This is a genomic window from Bradyrhizobium sp. I1.14.4 (assembly GCF_050435825.1).
Taxonomy (GTDB): Bacteria; Pseudomonadota; Alphaproteobacteria; order Rhizobiales; family Xanthobacteraceae; genus Bradyrhizobium.
Map to the genome: position 1 here is coordinate 1 of NZ_JBNDLA010000035.1, position 13,995 is coordinate 13,995.

The 13,995-nt window shown below is 64.4% G+C and carries 12 protein-coding genes and 1 pseudogene; 7 read left to right on the forward strand and 6 right to left on the reverse strand.

Going from position 1 to position 13,995, the window contains the following annotated elements:
• Positions 1 to 186: 186 nt before the first annotated feature.
• Entirely contained in the window at positions 187 to 699 is a 513-nt protein-coding gene (locus ABIB78_RS35450; RefSeq protein WP_429033433.1) for a TetR family transcriptional regulator, read from the reverse strand.
• Positions 700 to 810: 111 nt separating this feature from the next.
• On the opposite strand from ABIB78_RS35450, the gene ABIB78_RS35455 reads away from it, so the two are divergent.
• The 6 genes and pseudogenes from ABIB78_RS35455 to ABIB78_RS35480 form a co-directional block, all read left to right on the forward strand.
• The gene (locus ABIB78_RS35455) at positions 811 to 1,047 is read left to right on the forward strand and encodes a DUF2798 domain-containing protein (RefSeq protein WP_429033436.1); all 237 of its coding nucleotides are present in this window, start codon (positions 811 to 813) and stop codon (positions 1,045 to 1,047) included.
• A gap of 81 nt (positions 1,048 to 1,128) precedes the next feature.
• Positions 1,129 to 2,067, forward strand: coding sequence for an SDR family NAD(P)-dependent oxidoreductase (locus tag ABIB78_RS35460; protein WP_429033437.1), 939 nt, complete (start codon positions 1,129 to 1,131; stop codon positions 2,065 to 2,067).
• The gene (locus ABIB78_RS35465; protein WP_429033439.1) at positions 2,048 to 2,443 is read left to right on the forward strand and encodes a hypothetical protein; all 396 of its coding nucleotides are present in this window, start codon (positions 2,048 to 2,050) and stop codon (positions 2,441 to 2,443) included. The genes ABIB78_RS35460 and ABIB78_RS35465 overlap by 20 nt, the downstream gene beginning before the upstream one ends.
• A gap of 118 nt (positions 2,444 to 2,561) precedes the next feature.
• Positions 2,562 to 4,370 (forward strand): multicopper oxidase family protein, encoded by a 1,809-nt coding sequence (locus tag ABIB78_RS35470; protein ID WP_429033442.1) that lies wholly within the window; start codon positions 2,562 to 2,564, stop codon positions 4,368 to 4,370.
• Positions 4,370 to 6,544 (forward strand): alkaline phosphatase family protein, encoded by a 2,175-nt coding sequence (locus ABIB78_RS35475; RefSeq protein ID WP_429033445.1) that lies wholly within the window; start codon positions 4,370 to 4,372, stop codon positions 6,542 to 6,544. The genes ABIB78_RS35470 and ABIB78_RS35475 overlap by 1 nt, the downstream gene beginning before the upstream one ends.
• Positions 6,545 to 6,604: 60 nt before the next feature.
• Positions 6,605 to 6,769, forward strand: a pseudogene (locus ABIB78_RS35480) (GNAT family N-acetyltransferase); the annotation flags it as partial.
• A 12-nt stretch (positions 6,770 to 6,781) separates the two neighbouring features.
• On the opposite strand, the gene ABIB78_RS35485 reads toward ABIB78_RS35480, so the two are convergent.
• From ABIB78_RS35485 to ABIB78_RS35495, 3 genes are all read right to left on the reverse strand, one after another.
• Positions 6,782 to 7,090, reverse strand: a complete 309-nt coding sequence (locus ABIB78_RS35485) for a hypothetical protein (RefSeq protein WP_429033446.1) — start codon at positions 7,088 to 7,090, stop codon at positions 6,782 to 6,784.
• Positions 7,091 to 7,180: 90 nt separating this feature from the next.
• Positions 7,181 to 8,395 carry an amidohydrolase family protein gene (locus ABIB78_RS35490; protein WP_429033449.1) on the reverse strand — a complete coding sequence of 405 codons (1,215 nt, stop codon included), beginning with the start codon at positions 8,393 to 8,395 and terminating at the stop codon, positions 7,181 to 7,183.
• 125 nt (positions 8,396 to 8,520) lie between these two features.
• Complete coding sequence (locus ABIB78_RS35495; protein WP_429033452.1) at positions 8,521 to 9,744, reverse strand: RluA family pseudouridine synthase; 1,224 nt, start codon at positions 9,742 to 9,744, stop codon at positions 8,521 to 8,523.
• A 128-nt stretch (positions 9,745 to 9,872) separates the two neighbouring features.
• Here ABIB78_RS35495 and ABIB78_RS35500 point away from each other — a divergent pair, with 128 nt between their 5' ends.
• Positions 9,873 to 10,811, forward strand: a complete 939-nt coding sequence (locus tag ABIB78_RS35500; protein ID WP_429033453.1) for an alpha/beta hydrolase — start codon at positions 9,873 to 9,875, stop codon at positions 10,809 to 10,811.
• A 282-nt stretch (positions 10,812 to 11,093) separates the two neighbouring features.
• On the opposite strand, the gene ABIB78_RS35505 is transcribed toward ABIB78_RS35500, so the two are convergent.
• Together ABIB78_RS35505 and ABIB78_RS35510 are read right to left on the reverse strand one after the other, a co-directional pair.
• Complete coding sequence (locus tag ABIB78_RS35505; RefSeq protein WP_429033456.1) at positions 11,094 to 12,428, reverse strand: replication-associated recombination protein A; 1,335 nt, start codon at positions 12,426 to 12,428, stop codon at positions 11,094 to 11,096.
• The gene (locus tag ABIB78_RS35510) at positions 12,425 to 13,783 is read right to left on the reverse strand and encodes a DegQ family serine endoprotease (protein ID WP_429033458.1); all 1,359 of its coding nucleotides are present in this window, start codon (positions 13,781 to 13,783) and stop codon (positions 12,425 to 12,427) included. Before ABIB78_RS35510 ends, ABIB78_RS35505 begins: the two co-directional genes overlap by 4 nt.
• Positions 13,784 to 13,995 lie beyond the last annotated feature (212 nt).

A 13,995-nucleotide genomic window follows, 5' to 3' on the forward strand; every position in this document is an offset into this window, starting at 1 on the left:
TCTCCTTCGTCCACATGGGCGCCCCTTCAAATTCGGACCGCCTCCCTTGAATCACAAACGATTCCGATGATTCAAGATGTTCTCGGACAGATACTAAGGCCAATCTGCCTGCTTTCCGACGCCGAGGCAGGCGTACGACCGCACATGCCGCTTCTCGCCTTGGACGGACGAATCCGCAACGATGTCCTATTTTCCCTGCCGCGCGCCCTCGAGCAGCGTCATGCAGGCATCGAGGCAGGCTGCGGCGATCGTGCGGCCGAGCGGACTCGGCTTCTTGTTCAACAGCCGATGCATAATCACGCCGTGCAGCATCATCATGACCGGATAGGCAACGTGCGCGGCCCTGCTTTCATCGACGCCGGCGCGCACGAGATGGCTGGTGTATCGTGCGATCTCGCTGCCCTGCGCATCCGTCGTGAGGCGCTCCATCCAGCCGCGTCCGTAAAGCAATTCATAGTCGCGGGGATGGCTCGTGCCGAACTCGAGATGTCGTACGCAGGCATCGCGGAAGTCGCGCGATTTCGCGAGGTAGGCTGAGAAGCGCTGAAAGGCGAGCGTGCGCAACGCCGTCAGCAGCGCCTCCCGGTCGGCGTAGTAGCTATAGACTGTCGGCGTCGTAGTGGCTGCCTCCGCCGCCACGCCGCGGATCGTCACGGCGTCCTCGCCGCCCGACTGCCACAGGGCGTCGGCGGCCTTCAAAATTCTGTGAGGTAGCTCCGGATCGGCGGTTCGCGGCATCGGCTCTATTGCTTTTACACCGTATAAGTTATACGTCGTCTAAATAATAATCCTGTTCCCCGGAGCAAGCAAATGGCCCTTCCGCCAAAAATGATCGGACCCGCAATCTCCATGATCACCGGTCTGATCACCTCGATCAGCATGTCGTTCATCGGTCTCGCCTTGAACTATGGCTTCCAGCCCGATTTCGCCGTGCGCTGGGTGAGAGCCGCGGCGACGAGCTACGTCGTGATCGTGCCGATGCTGGTGATCATCATCCCGCGTATCCAGCGCTTCGTCATGCGGCAGGCCGGGTTGCCCACGCGCTAGGTCAGGCCGCCGCATAACAGGAAATACCGGCGCAAGCCGGGCCTACCAGTCCGTCTTGCTGTGTCACCCGAGGTCAACGACATGACGACCAAACATGAACACCACACCCCGATTCTGGTAACCGGAGCAGCCGGCGCTGTCGGCGGTATCGGCCGCAACCTCACCGAATTCCTCCTTGCGAAAGGACATAGAGTCCGCGCTCTGGTTCGCCGCGAGGACACGCGCGCCGAAGCCCTGCGGCGGCTCGGTGCCGAGGTTGTGGAAGGCGACCTGACGGACCTCGCCTCGATGCACCGTGCCATCGAAGGTTGCGGGCGCATCTATTTCGGAATGTCGGTCTCGGCGGCATATCTGGAAGCCACGATCAACACCGCTGCGGTGGCCCGCCACCACGGCGTCGAGGCATTCGTGAACATGTCGCAGATGACGGTCACGCAGATGAGCATCAGCGAGACGACCAACAGCCCACAGCACAAGTTGCACTGGCTGGCGGAGCAGGCTCTGTCCTGGTCGGGACTGCCGGTCGTCACTGTACGGCCGACAGTCTTTCTCGAGGGTTTCTTTCTCATGCTTGCCGCCGCCGGCGTGCGGGCCTCGGACGAGTTGGCGCTGCCGATGGGCGGCGGCAAGACCTCACCGATCTCAGCGATTGATGTGGCGCGTGCCGTGGCTGTTATCCTCGACAATCCCGCACCGCATATCGGAAAAATTTACGATCTAACAGGGCCGGAATCTGCGGATCTGACCCACTACGCGTCGGTTTTCTCCGAGGCGCTTGGCAGACCCATCCGATATCGCGAGGTCCCACTCCCGGCGTGGAGCGGAGGCCTCCGGCTGGCAGGGTTTCCCGAGCACGTCGTGAACCACCTTTCGGCCATGACGGAGTTGAACAGGCAGGGGCGTTACGACCGCATGACGGATGCCATGCACAAGCTCACCGGCGAAGCACCGATGAACATGCGTGACTTCGTGAAGCTACACGCCGCTGAATTCGGCCAGCGTGGACCGGCCCGTTCCTGAGGCGCCTCCAAATCCCGCAAGCCAGACCCGACGGCTGGATGATCTCGGACGTCGAAAGCCCGCACGATTCGCCGCGGATGTTTTTGGCGCAGTTCAGGCGCTAATCTCGCTCGCATTTGCTCGAAGCCACGAGGCCGTTCGTTGGAACCTGTTCGTCGTCGGCATGACGACGCATGAGAGGATCGGTTACGGCAAAAAAATATCTGACGGTTGCCTGCGCGTCCTGCTTTCTCCGCAATTCAGTCCGCGAATGGTCCATCCGGTTGATCGGTCAGCGGGTTTGAGCATCTCTCTCGCGCTCCGCGTCGAAGTGCCGCAAGTTGCTGTCATCCACCTGTTAAAAACCTGCCAGATTCCGGCAACAACGCGCGGCTAGCCTCCCAAAACCAAACAGAAGCATTTGTCGACCGTTTGCGGTCGCAAGACGTGGACCGACGTCACGTGTGGCGTCAGTGCGCGCTCGCGCGCCGATGGCGACGTATTGGCGGGGCGGCGTGGCACGACGACTTTCGACCGTTTGTTGTGTCATGGCCGCGGCCTGCCTTGGGCTTGCCGCGAGCGGCGTGACGGCCTGGCTCCGTGCCACGGGCTTGCAGGACGCGCCGCGCGCGCAACGGGACGTTTGTGCCCGGCCCAAGCCCGGAAGCGCGATCGAGGAACCTGCCGAACTGCGCAGCAGCGGCGGCGTGCTCGAAACCGACCTCAGCATCCACGACGAGAGGCTGCCGGATGGAACGAGCCGCTATTGCTACCTGACACCGGACGGCAAGCCGTCGCCGACCCTGCGGCTGAAGCCGGGCGATCAGCTGGTCATCCATTTCAAGAACGACCTTGTCGACCTCGATACGGCAACGCCTGCGATCGACCGCCCACTCGCCGGCGCGCCGATCTGCACGACGAGACAGAAAGCCGACGTTTGCGAGAGCGGCGCGATGACGCCGATCTCGACCAATCTGCACTTCCACGGGCTGACCGTGCCGCCGGTTTGTCACCAGGACGATGTGCTGAAGACCTCTATCCAGCCCGACGACGCGCCGTTCGAATACCGTCTGCGCATTCCGGACGACGCGCCGCCCGGCCTCTATTGGTACCACCCGCATTTGCACGGTTTCAGCAAGACGCAGGTGCTCGGCGGCGCCTCCGGCGCCATCATCATCGAAGGCATCGAGCGCGCTGATCCTTCGCTCGCCGGATTGCCTGAGCGGGTGCTCGTGATCCGCGACCAGGATCTCGTCAATCCCGACGCCCCGCCGTCGAAATTCGAGCCGGTCATGACCAAGAGCCAGCTCGACAATGATGGCGACGTCGCCAACTCCGGCACCGGCTTCGGCAAGCCGTCGAAGGATCTCTCCGTCAACTTCGTGCCGGTGCCCTATCCGAACTATCCGCCGGCCAGGCTCGCGATGAAGCCGGGCGAACGGCAGCTCTGGCGGGTGCTGAACGCGTCCGCGATCACCTATCTCAACCTCGCGCTGCTGATCGGCCGTGCGCCGCAGCAGATCGGCATCGTCGGGCTCGATGGGGTGCCGTTGCAGTTCCAGGGCAGCCCATCGCCATCAGTGCAATGGGTCAACCATATCGGCCTGCCGCCGGGCTCGCGCGCCGAATTCATCGTCAAGGGACCGCCGGCCGGCAGCTCGGCCATGCTGGTGACGCGCGCGGTCGACACCGGGCCCGCCGGCGAAAACGACCCCAACCGCGCGCTGGTTGCGATCACCGCTTTGGCCGGTGCACGCGAGCCAGAGGCCGCACTGCCTGCTCACGCCGACCCGCTGCCGCGACCGGAGCGGCCGTGGGTCGGAGACGTCCCACCGGTGCGGGTCAGGAAGCTGTTCTTCTCCGAGCAGCCGGAGAATCCGAACGATCCGAACAGCCCGACCAAGTTCTTCATGACCATCGATGGAGAGACGCCGAAGCCGTTCGATCCGCAGTCGGATGTGCCCGATATCACCGTACGGCAGGGCGACGTCGAGGACTGGATCATCGAGAACCGCTCGATGGAGCTGCATGATTTCCACATCCATCAGCTCCACTTCCAGCTGCTCGACTGGTCCGGCGTTGCAGTCAACGAGCCGTTCCTGCGCGATACCGTCAACGTCCCCTACTACAACGGTCGGATGCTGAAATATCCGAGCGTGCGCCTGCGCATGGATTTTCGCGATCCCAACATCGTCGGCACCTTCGTCTACCACTGCCACGTCCTCGAGCATGAGGACGGCGGCATGATGGGGCGGATCAAGGTCGTGCCGCGAGACACCGCAAGTTCCACCAAGCCGCTCAATCAGCAAAAAGGAGAGCTTTAATGCGCGACAAGCACAAGTCACGTTGGCTGCAGGGTTGCCGCCTTACCCTCAGCGCACTTGCGCTGGGTCAATTCACCGCCGGCCCGGTGCTTGCGGAGGATTGGAATCACCACGGTGGACACGAGACGCGGTCGCCGATCAAGCACGTGATCGTCATCATCGGCGAGAACCGCAGCTTCGACCACGTGTTCGCGACCTACGTGCCCCAGCGTTCCGGCGAGAGTGTGTTCAACCTGCTCTCGCAGGGCATCGTCAAGCTCGACGCCAGCAAGAACGCGATCCCCGGGCCGAACTTCGAAAAGGCGCATCAGCAGGCAGCGACGGATACCGGCCTTAACGACGCGTTCCTGCTGAGCCCGCCGAAGCAGAACTTCCCCAAGGATCAATTGCCGGCTCCGCTGGTCGGCGGCCCCAAAGTCTCCTACATCCCGAACAAATGCGGCAGCTCGCCGATCACGACCTGCGAGGCTTCGCTTGCGCTGGCGCAGCAGTCGGAATCCGGCCTGCCGTCCGAGTACTACCAGTTCCTGCTGAGCGGCGGCACCGGCCAGACCTCGCAGACCCCCGACCAGCGCATCACCAATGTCAGCGCGCTGCCGGCCGGTCCGTTCCAGCTCACCAACAGCGACGCCATGCCCTACGACGCCTATGCGGCAAGCCCGGTGCATCGGTTCTACCAGATGTGGCAGCAGCTGAACTGCAACCACTCGGCGGCCAGCCGCGACAATCCGTCGGGCTGCGGCGGCAATCTGTTCGCCTGGGTCGAAGTGACCGTCGGTGCCGGCGCCAACGGTGCGACGCAGCCCTCCAACTTCTCCACGGAATACTCGCCGACGGCAACGACCACAGGCGAGGGTTCGACTGCGCTCGGCTTCTACAACGTGCAGAAAGGCGACGTACCCTACTTCACGTCTCTCGCGCAGAAATATGCGATGAGCGACAACTTCCATCAGTCCGTCAACGGCGGCACCGGTGCCAACCACATCATGTTCGGCCATGCCGACATGCTTTACTTCAGCGACACCTACGGCAACGCCGCCGTCCCGCCGAACGGCACGCAGGTGTTCGGCGGCACGCCCGACGCCGGCATCGTCCATCAGATCGAGAATCCGAATCCGGCTGCCGGCACCAACAACTGGTACACCGAGGACGGCTACGGCGCCGGCGGCAATGGCGGCTTCCCGCCGCCCTACCAGACGAGCCCGGTGTCCGGCGGCGGCTCCTACAGCGACTGCTCGGATCCGAGCCAGCCCGGCGTCAAGCCGATCCTGGACTACCTGAAGGGGATCCGGATCAATGCAAATTGCGAACCCGGCCACTATTATCTCTTGAACAACTACAATCCGGGTTACTTCGGCAACGGCAGGAACGCCTACACCGACACCAACCCGTCCAACACGCCGTTCACGATCCCGCCGTCGACCCGAAAGAGCATCGGCGACAGCCTGAACGAGCGGAACATCTCCTGGAAGTATTACGGCGACCAGTGGAACAACTACGTCAACGATCCCTACCAGCTCAACTGGGGTGCAGCCGGCCCCAACGCGGACGAGTACTGCAACATCTGCAATCCGTTCCAGTACGACACCTCGATCATGTCGCACCCGGACCAGGTCGCAGCCCATATCAAGGACTCGGTCGATCTCTACTCCGACCTCTCCAAGCACGCGCTGCCGGCGGTCTCCATCGTCAAGCCGAGCGGCTTCACCGACGGTCACCCGTCGTCGTCCAAGCTCAACTTGTTCGAGGGCTTCGTGAAGAAGATCGTCGACCAGGTCGAGGGCTCCGACTATGCCAAGGACACGGCGATCTTCATCACCTTCGACGAGGGTGGCGGCTACTTCGACTCAGGCTATGTGCAGCCGCTCGACTACTTCGGCGACGGCACGCGTATTCCGCTGATCGTGGTGTCGCCGTTCGCGCGGCAGGGCCACATCTCGCATGAATATTCCGATCACGTCTCGATCATCAAATTCATCGAGCGGAATTGGCGCCTGGAGCCGATCACCCATCGCAGCCGCGACAACTTCCCGAACCCGGTTGCGGCGCCCGGCAATCCCTATGTTCCGGTCAACAGCCCGGCGCTCAGCGATCTGTTCGACGTCTTCGACTTCGACGGCGGCGGCCATCATCATGGTGGCGGCTGGGATCAAGGCGGCGGTTGGGACCACTGACGACCGCACCTCGCGACACAACGATCCGCCGGCCCGAAAGGCCGGCGGATTTCGTTAAGCTCGGACGTTGGGCAGCAGATGTTCGAATGGGCGATCGCGCAATGCACGGCGAAGGGCTGCAATCTCGTGCAGCTGACGACCGACAAGGCGCGCCCCGATGCGCACCGCTTCTATGAGCGGCTGGGATTCGTCGGCAGCCACATCGGCTACAAGCTGATGTTTTGACGTCTGCCGGCGTTAGTCCTGGTTAGCGCAGGATCGCGAATAAGCGGCGCGATCGCCCTGGTTCATGCCGGCGGCGGCGGCCTCGTCCAGGCACCGGCTGACGCGGTCGCTGAACGAACTGCGCGGCGGAGAACGGAGGTTCGGCTGCGTCGGCGCATCCATCTTGGGGATCGCCGGCACCTCGATCTTCGGCGACGGCGGAGGCTGGGGTATCGGCGGGTCGTAGATCGAACGGCCGCCGGGCGTAACGATTTGCGCAACAGCGCTCGCCGCTCCCATGGCCCAGAGCAAGGTGCAGGCAACAATCAAGGATCGTTTCATGGTCCATATCTCGTGACGAAGCAGCGATGGTTCAAGTGATTGCTGCATGCGTCAACGCGACCCTTGATATGCGAGTTCCCCGGCCGGCCTTCACGGCTTCTGATAGATCACGTGACCGGCACGGATGGTGGTGCTCACTTTCGCGAGATTGCCGACGTCGCTGAGCGGATCGCCGTCCAGCACCACGAGATCGGCGTCGAAGCCCTGCTCCACCTTGCCCTTCTTCGCCGCCTTGAAGAACCGCGCCGGGTTGGTCGTCAACGAGGCCAGCACCTGGCGTTCCGAGAGCACGCGATGCATCAGCTCAAATTCCTGCGTGGTGTCGTACAGCGTGGTGAAGCCGACATCGGTGCCGAACAGCACCGTGCCGCCGTTCTCCGAAAACTGCTTGAGCTGGTTGACGGTCGCCGCGACCAGACGATTTGTAACGTTTGGATCGAGAACGACGGTCGTGAACAGCGACAGCGTCGGAACGAGCGCCGTCCCCTGTGCCTTGAACCGCGCCAGCTGGTCCCCGGTGTAGCCGGGCTCGCTTGGCGTGGTGTGCGCGAGCACGTCGACATCGGATGCGATCACCGTCTCGACGCCGATCTTGTTCTGCGGGTGCGCGAACACCGGCCTGCCCTGCGCATGCGCCACGTCCACGGCCGCTTTCGCAATCGCCGGATCCATGTTCACGACGGGCTTGTCGCCCATGAACGCGCCGGTGAACAGCTTGATGCCGTCCTCGCCCATCGCGAGCCAGTCGCGCGCCCACTTCGCCGCCTCCTCCGGTGTCGCGGCTTCGGGAAGCTGCAATCCGGGCGGCAGGTAGACGGGATGCCCGCCCTTGGGAAACACGTTGCCGGCGAGCAGGATGCTGGGACCGGCGACCTCGCCAGCCGCGATGCGCTTGCGCAGCGGCAGCGTGTTCCTTGGATCGGAGCCGAGGTCCCAGGCCGTGGTGAAGCCCCAGCGCGTCAGCATCTCCTGCATGTGCTGCGTCAGCGCCGCGGCCGGCGCCTCGCCGGCGTTGTGCCAGACATGTTCTGTGAAATGCACGTGGCTGTTCCAGAACCCGGCAACAATCGTCTTGCCGCTGCAATCGATCACGCGCACATCCGGAGGCGTCTGGACCTCACCGGACTTGCCGACCGCGTTGATGACGCCGTCGGTGATCACGATCACCGCATCCGGTAGCGCAGCCGCATCGGCCGATGCGTAAAGCGTGCCGCCGCGGAGGACCATGGTCTCGGCATGTGCCGACCCCGAGGCGACGGCCCAGCCGATAAGGAAAAAAGCGACGCGCAGCCAGATCCCGGACATGGACAACCTCTTTGATGATGGCATACCGGCAACGACCGGCGCGCAGCAGCATAGCCGCCGCGCCCGGAGCTGCTTTGATCGTTGTTGCTGTCCGCGAAGGATGTTGTGAGAGACGGCGTCCGCCGTCACTCCTCGGGCGCGTTCTCGATCGGGTCGAACCGCTCGGCCTCGAGCCCGAGCAGATTCCAGGATTGCAGCATGTGCGGCGGCAGCGGCGCGGTGGCATCGATCACGCCGCCGCGCGGATGCGGAATCACGATGCGGCGGGCGAGCAGATGCAGCCGGTTCTGCAGGCCGCCGGGCAGCTGCCAGTTTTCCTTGTTGAAATATTTCGGGTCGCCCACGATCGCGTGATCGATATGCGCCATGTGCGCGCGCAGTTGATGGGTGCGGCCGGTCACCGGCTTGAGCGAGACCCAGGCGAGCTTCGTCGCAGAGGTCTCGACCACGGCGTAATAGGTGACGGCGTGGCTCGCGCCTTCGTCGCCATGCGCCGCGATCCGCATGATGCTGTCCTCCTCGCTCTCTTCCTTGGCGAGATAGGTCGAGATTCGGCCCTGCTTCGGCTTCGGCACGCCGGCCACCAGCGCCCAGTAGATCTTGCGCGCGGAGCGATGACGGAACGAGCCGGTCAGAGCGGTCGCGGCAAAACGCGTCTTGGCGATCAGCAGGCAGCCGGAGGTCTCCCTGTCGAGCCGATGCACCAGCCGCGGCTTCTGCCCCTTGGCGTCGCGCATCACCTCCAGCATGTCGTCGACATTGCGCGTGATGCCGGAGCCGCCCTGAACCGCCAGACCTGCTGGCTTGTTCAGCACCATCACGTCGGCGTCCTCGAACAGGATCATGTCCTTGAGATCTTGCAGCGTCTTCCTGGCCGCTTCGGAGAGGCTGCCGGCGGCCTTCGGCGTGTCGAGCTTTAGCGGCGGAATGCGGACGCTCTGCCCTTCTTCCAGCCGGTCCTTGCTGTCCGCACGCTTGCCGTTGACGCGCAACTCGCCCTTACGAACGATGCGCTGGATGTGGGAAAACGACAGGCCAGGGAAACGCGCCTCGAGAAAGCGGTCGACCCGCATGTTGTTCTCGTCCGCCGTTACCACCACGGTCTGCACCTTGGTCGGCAACGGCGGCGGCTCGGCGACGCTCTTCTCCGGCTCAGCTACGAATGGCTTGGGCACACGCTGCTTGTCGCCAAGGCGCACCACTGGCTTGCCGCCCGGACGATGCGACGGCGCCCGCTCGGCCGCCGCGCCGCGATGGGGACGCGCGCCCTTGGGATGCGCACCCTTGGGATGCGCACCCTTGGCGCGGTCGGCGGCTGGGCGGAGAGGTCTCTTGACGCGGCGGCTCATGGGGTTGCAACTCCGAAGTTAAGCCGTTGGGTAGCGCAAACGCCGCGAATCGTCACGGCGAATCGGTGTAAATCCGGCACAACATCGGCCATGTTCGGCCGCGTACGGCATGCGATGGGGGCCCTGCAATGAGACTGGCGGTATCGGCTTTGGCGACGGCCCTGATGCTCACCGGCCCGGCGCTGGCCCAGCAAAGCCCGATGCCGGAGGACCTCGCGTGGAAGCTCCTGGAACTCGGCCGCGTCATCGACCCGCCCAAGACGGCCGCGCTCTATGCGCCGCTGCAACAGAAAGAGCCCTATCAAGGCGTCAAGGTCGAGCGCGACGTCAAATACGGCCCCGCCGACCGCCATTTGCTCGACATCTTCACGCCGGACACAGCGGCGCCGCCGCGGCCGGTGCTGATCTACATCCATGGCGGCGGCTTTGTTGCCGGCAGCAAGCGCGCCCCCGGCAGCCCGTTCTACGACAACGTCATGCTGTGGGCCGCAAAGAGCGGCTTTGTCGGCGTCAATGCCACCTATCGCCTGGCGCCGGCCTTTCCCTGGCCGGCCGGCGCGGAAGACATGGGCGCGATCGTGCAGTGGGTCACGGACAACATCGCGTCCCGCAGCGGCGACCCCAGGCGCATCTTCCTGATGGGCCAGTCGGTCGGCGCGATCCATGTCGCGAGCTATGTCTCCCACGGCGAATTCCACAAGGTGAAGGGCGGCGGCCTTGCCGGCGCGATCATGGTGTCGGGTATCTACGATTTGACGGCCTCGCCGGCCGGCGATGCCGAGCTCACCTATTACGGCTCCGACCCCTCGCGCTATGCCGAGCGGTCTTCGCTGCAAGGCCTCGTCGCAAGTCCGATCCCGCTCCTGATCACCGCAGCCGAGCTCGACCCGCCGCGCTTCGTTGAGCAGTTCGAACTGTTGAAGCAGGCCACCTGCAAGCGGCCGAGCGGCTGCGCCCGCAGTTTCATGCTGCCCCAGCACAGCCATATGTCGGAGGTCTATGCGATCAACACTCCGGACACGCGGTTGACGGATGAGATCTTGGAATTTGTGAAGAGCGTCAAGTGACGCGCTAGAGCAATATGAAATTATGGGCCGCCGCAGCGGGCGCTGCCAAAATATCGAGAACAACCCCATGCAAGGTAGCCGGCGGCGGCTGGCGTTCGACCAAGCAACTTGACACGTCGGGCAATTCAGGGATATTCTTCTACTATTCCGAAATTACGCAAGTGTTCCTTGCCCCAAGGCTGTTGCATATGGCATTTGCGGGCTCCTGCAACTGACGCCTCCACGCCGCAGGCAGGAACGGAACGCGCGTTATTCGCGGCCACAGCCTAATCTCATCGTGCTCTAGCTTCCGCCCCGCTCCCTGCGCAACCGCTGCCAGTAATCCAGTCGCTTGCGGATCTCGCGCTCGAAGCCGCGGTCCGGCGGATCGTAGAAGGTCTGGCGGCCCAGCGCTTCCGGGAAATAGTCCTGGCCGGAGAATGCGTCGGGCATGTCGTGATCATATTGATAGCCGGAGCCATAGCCCTCCGACTTCATCAGCTTGGTCGGCGAATTCAGGATGTGTTTCGGCGGCAGCAGCGAGCCGCCCTGCTTTGCGGTCTGCATCGCTGCGCCAAACGCGCTGTAGACCGCGTTCGATTTCGGCGCGGTGGCGAGATAGACCACGGCCTGCGCGATCGCGAGCTCTCCCTCCGGCGAGCCCAGGAAGTCATAGGCATCCTTGGCGGCGTTGCAGACTGCCAGCGCCTGCGGATCGGCCAGGCCGATGTCCTCGACCGCCATGCGCACCACGCGCCGCGCCAGGAACAGCGGATCCTCGCCGGCATCGAGCATGCGCGCGAGATAATACAATGCCGCATCCGGATCGGAGCCGCGCACCGACTTGTGCAGCGCCGAGATCAGATTGTAGTGGCCGTCGGCCGACTTGTCGTAGATCGGCGCACGCCGTTGCAGGATGTCCTGCAACTGCTCGGCGTTGAACACCTCGCCCTTGCGCGCGGCGCGCCAGACCTCCTCGGCGAGCGTCAGCGAGGCGCGGCCGTCGCCATCGGCCATCCGCACCAGCACGGCGCGCGCTTCCGCGTCGAGCGGCAGCTTCTTGCCCTCGATCTTCTCGGCATTGGCAAACAGTTTTTCGATCGCGGCAGCATCGAGCGAGTGAAACACCAGCACACGGGCGCGCGACAGCAGCGCCGCGTTGAGCTCGAACGACGGATTTTCGGTGGTGGCGCCGACCAGCACCACCGTGCCGTCCTCCATCACCGGCAGGAAGGAATCCTGCTGCGCGCGGTTGAATCTGTGCACCTCGTCGACGAACAGCAGCGTGCCCTTGCCGGTTTCGCGGCGGGCGCGTGCGGCATCGAACGCCTTCTTCAGATCAGCGACGCCGGAGAACACCGCGGAGATCTGCTCGAAGTGCAGCTCGGTGGCGTCGGCCAACAGCCGCGCAACGGTGGTCTTGCCGGTGCCCGGCGGTCCCCAGAACACCAGCGAGCCCAGCGTGCGCGTCTCCAGCATGCGGGTCAGCGCGCCGTCGGGGCCGAGGATGTGATCCTGGCCGACGACGTCGGCCAGCGTACGCGGGCGCAACCGGTCCGGCAGCGGGTGCGGCGCGTCCTGCTCCATCCCCGCCGCGGCGAACAGGTTTGCAGCCTCGCGGGGTTGCTTGGGGCTCATCCGCCGAGCGTCACGTTGATCTGCTGGCCGCCGCGCATCAGCGTGATGCGCCAGACCCGCGTCCCCGTCTTCGATGCCTTCTCGAGGTCGCCAGTCCGCGCGATCTTTTCATTGTTGACGGCGAGGATGATGTCACCCTTCTGGAAGCCGACATTGGCGGCGGTGCCGTCATCGGCGAGCTCGGTCACCACGACGCCCTCGGCGCCGGCGTCGAGATGCAGCTCATCGGCCAGCGCCGGCGAGATGTTGGCCACCCTGGCGCCCTGGAACGGCGAGCGCGCGGTCAGCACGATCTCGTCGCGGTTGGTATCGGGCGCGGTCTCCAGCGGCACGGTGAGCTTCACCGGCTTGCCGGCGCGCTGCACCTCGATCTCCGCGTTCCCGCCGAGCGGACGGGTCGCGAAGCGGTAGTCGAACGCGTTGGGATCGTCGACCGGTGTGCCGTCGATCCCGACGATCAGGTCGGACAGCTTGAGCCCGGCCTTCGCCGCGGGGCTGTTCGGCGCGACGTTGGCGACCAAGGCGCCGCTCGGCAGCTTCAGTCCCAGCGTCTCCGCGATCTCCGGCGTGACCGCCTGCAGCCGCGCGCCGAGCCATGGCCGCTTCACCGCCTTGCCGCCGCTCTTGGCGGAGGCCACCACCACGCGCACCATGTTGGCCGGGATCGCGAATCCGATGCCCTGCGAACCGCCGGAGCGCGAGAAGATCGCCGTGTTGATGCCGGCGAGCCGGCCGGTCATGTCGACCAGCGCGCCGCCCGAATTGCCAGGATTGATCGCGGCGTCGGTCTGAATGAAGAATTGATAATCCGTGATCCCGACTTGAGTGCGCGCCAAGGCCGAGATGATGCCGTGCGTGACGGTCTGGCCGACGCCGAACGGATTGCCGATCGCGAGCACCACGTCGCCGACCTGCAGCTGGTCGGAATTCGCGAAGTCGAGCGTTGCGAACTTCTCCTTGTCGGTATTCTTCAGCCGCAGCACCGCGAGGTCGGTACGGCTGTCCTTCAGCACGATCTCGGCTTCATATTCGCGCTTGTCGGCGAGCGAGACCTTCACCTGGTCGGCGCCCTCGATCACGTGATTGTTTGTGACCACAAGGCCGGAGCCGTCGACCATCACGCCGGAGCCGAGCGAGCGCTGCATCTGCTCGGGTTGCTGCCCCGGGACGCCGAAGAAGCGGCGGAAAATCGGATCGTCCAGGAACGGATTGCGGTTCTGCACCGTCTTGGCGGCATAGACGTTGACCACCGCCGGCTGCACCCGCTGCACGATCGGCGCATAGGACAGCTGCAGCTCGGCCTGCGAGGACGGCACGCGGCGGTCCTGGGCCGCGGATGGGGAAGGATTCCCCATGAAAGCCAACGTGCACAGAGCGGATATGGCAGCGAAGCGAACAGGTCGGAGCATTCTCACCTCTCGAGGAAACGCCGGAATATAGGCGTGTTCGCGGGGCAATTGAAGGGCGCCCGGCCGGATAAACGGCTTCCGCCGGACCGGTGCAAAACCAGCGGCGGCCGCGTTGAAGCGCGCCGCGAAGCTTCTATGATGGCTGTCATCTCACTGCG

Bases quoted from the DNA above. Each gene is read 5' to 3' on its own strand.
- ABIB78_RS35495 (WP_429033452.1), bottom strand. From the start codon at position 9,744: ATGAGCCGCCGCGTCAAGAGACCTCTCCGCCCAGCCGCCGACCGCGCC.
- ABIB78_RS35505 (WP_429033456.1), bottom strand. From the start codon at position 12,428: ATGAGCCCCAAGCAACCCCGCGAGGCTGCAAACCTGTTCGCCGCGGCG.
- ABIB78_RS35490 (WP_429033449.1), bottom strand. From the start codon at position 8,395: ATGTCCGGGATCTGGCTGCGCGTCGCTTTTTTCCTTATCGGCTGGGCC.
- ABIB78_RS35460 (WP_429033437.1), top strand. From the start codon at position 1,129: ATGACGACCAAACATGAACACCACACCCCGATTCTGGTAACCGGAGCA.
- ABIB78_RS35510 (WP_429033458.1), bottom strand. From the start codon at position 13,783: ATGGGGAATCCTTCCCCATCCGCGGCCCAGGACCGCCGCGTGCCGTCC.
- ABIB78_RS35475 (WP_429033445.1), top strand. From the start codon at position 4,370: ATGCGCGACAAGCACAAGTCACGTTGGCTGCAGGGTTGCCGCCTTACC.
- ABIB78_RS35500 (WP_429033453.1), top strand. From the start codon at position 9,873: ATGAGACTGGCGGTATCGGCTTTGGCGACGGCCCTGATGCTCACCGGC.
- ABIB78_RS35485 (WP_429033446.1), bottom strand. From the start codon at position 7,090: ATGAAACGATCCTTGATTGTTGCCTGCACCTTGCTCTGGGCCATGGGA.
- ABIB78_RS35455 (WP_429033436.1), top strand. From the start codon at position 811: ATGGCCCTTCCGCCAAAAATGATCGGACCCGCAATCTCCATGATCACC.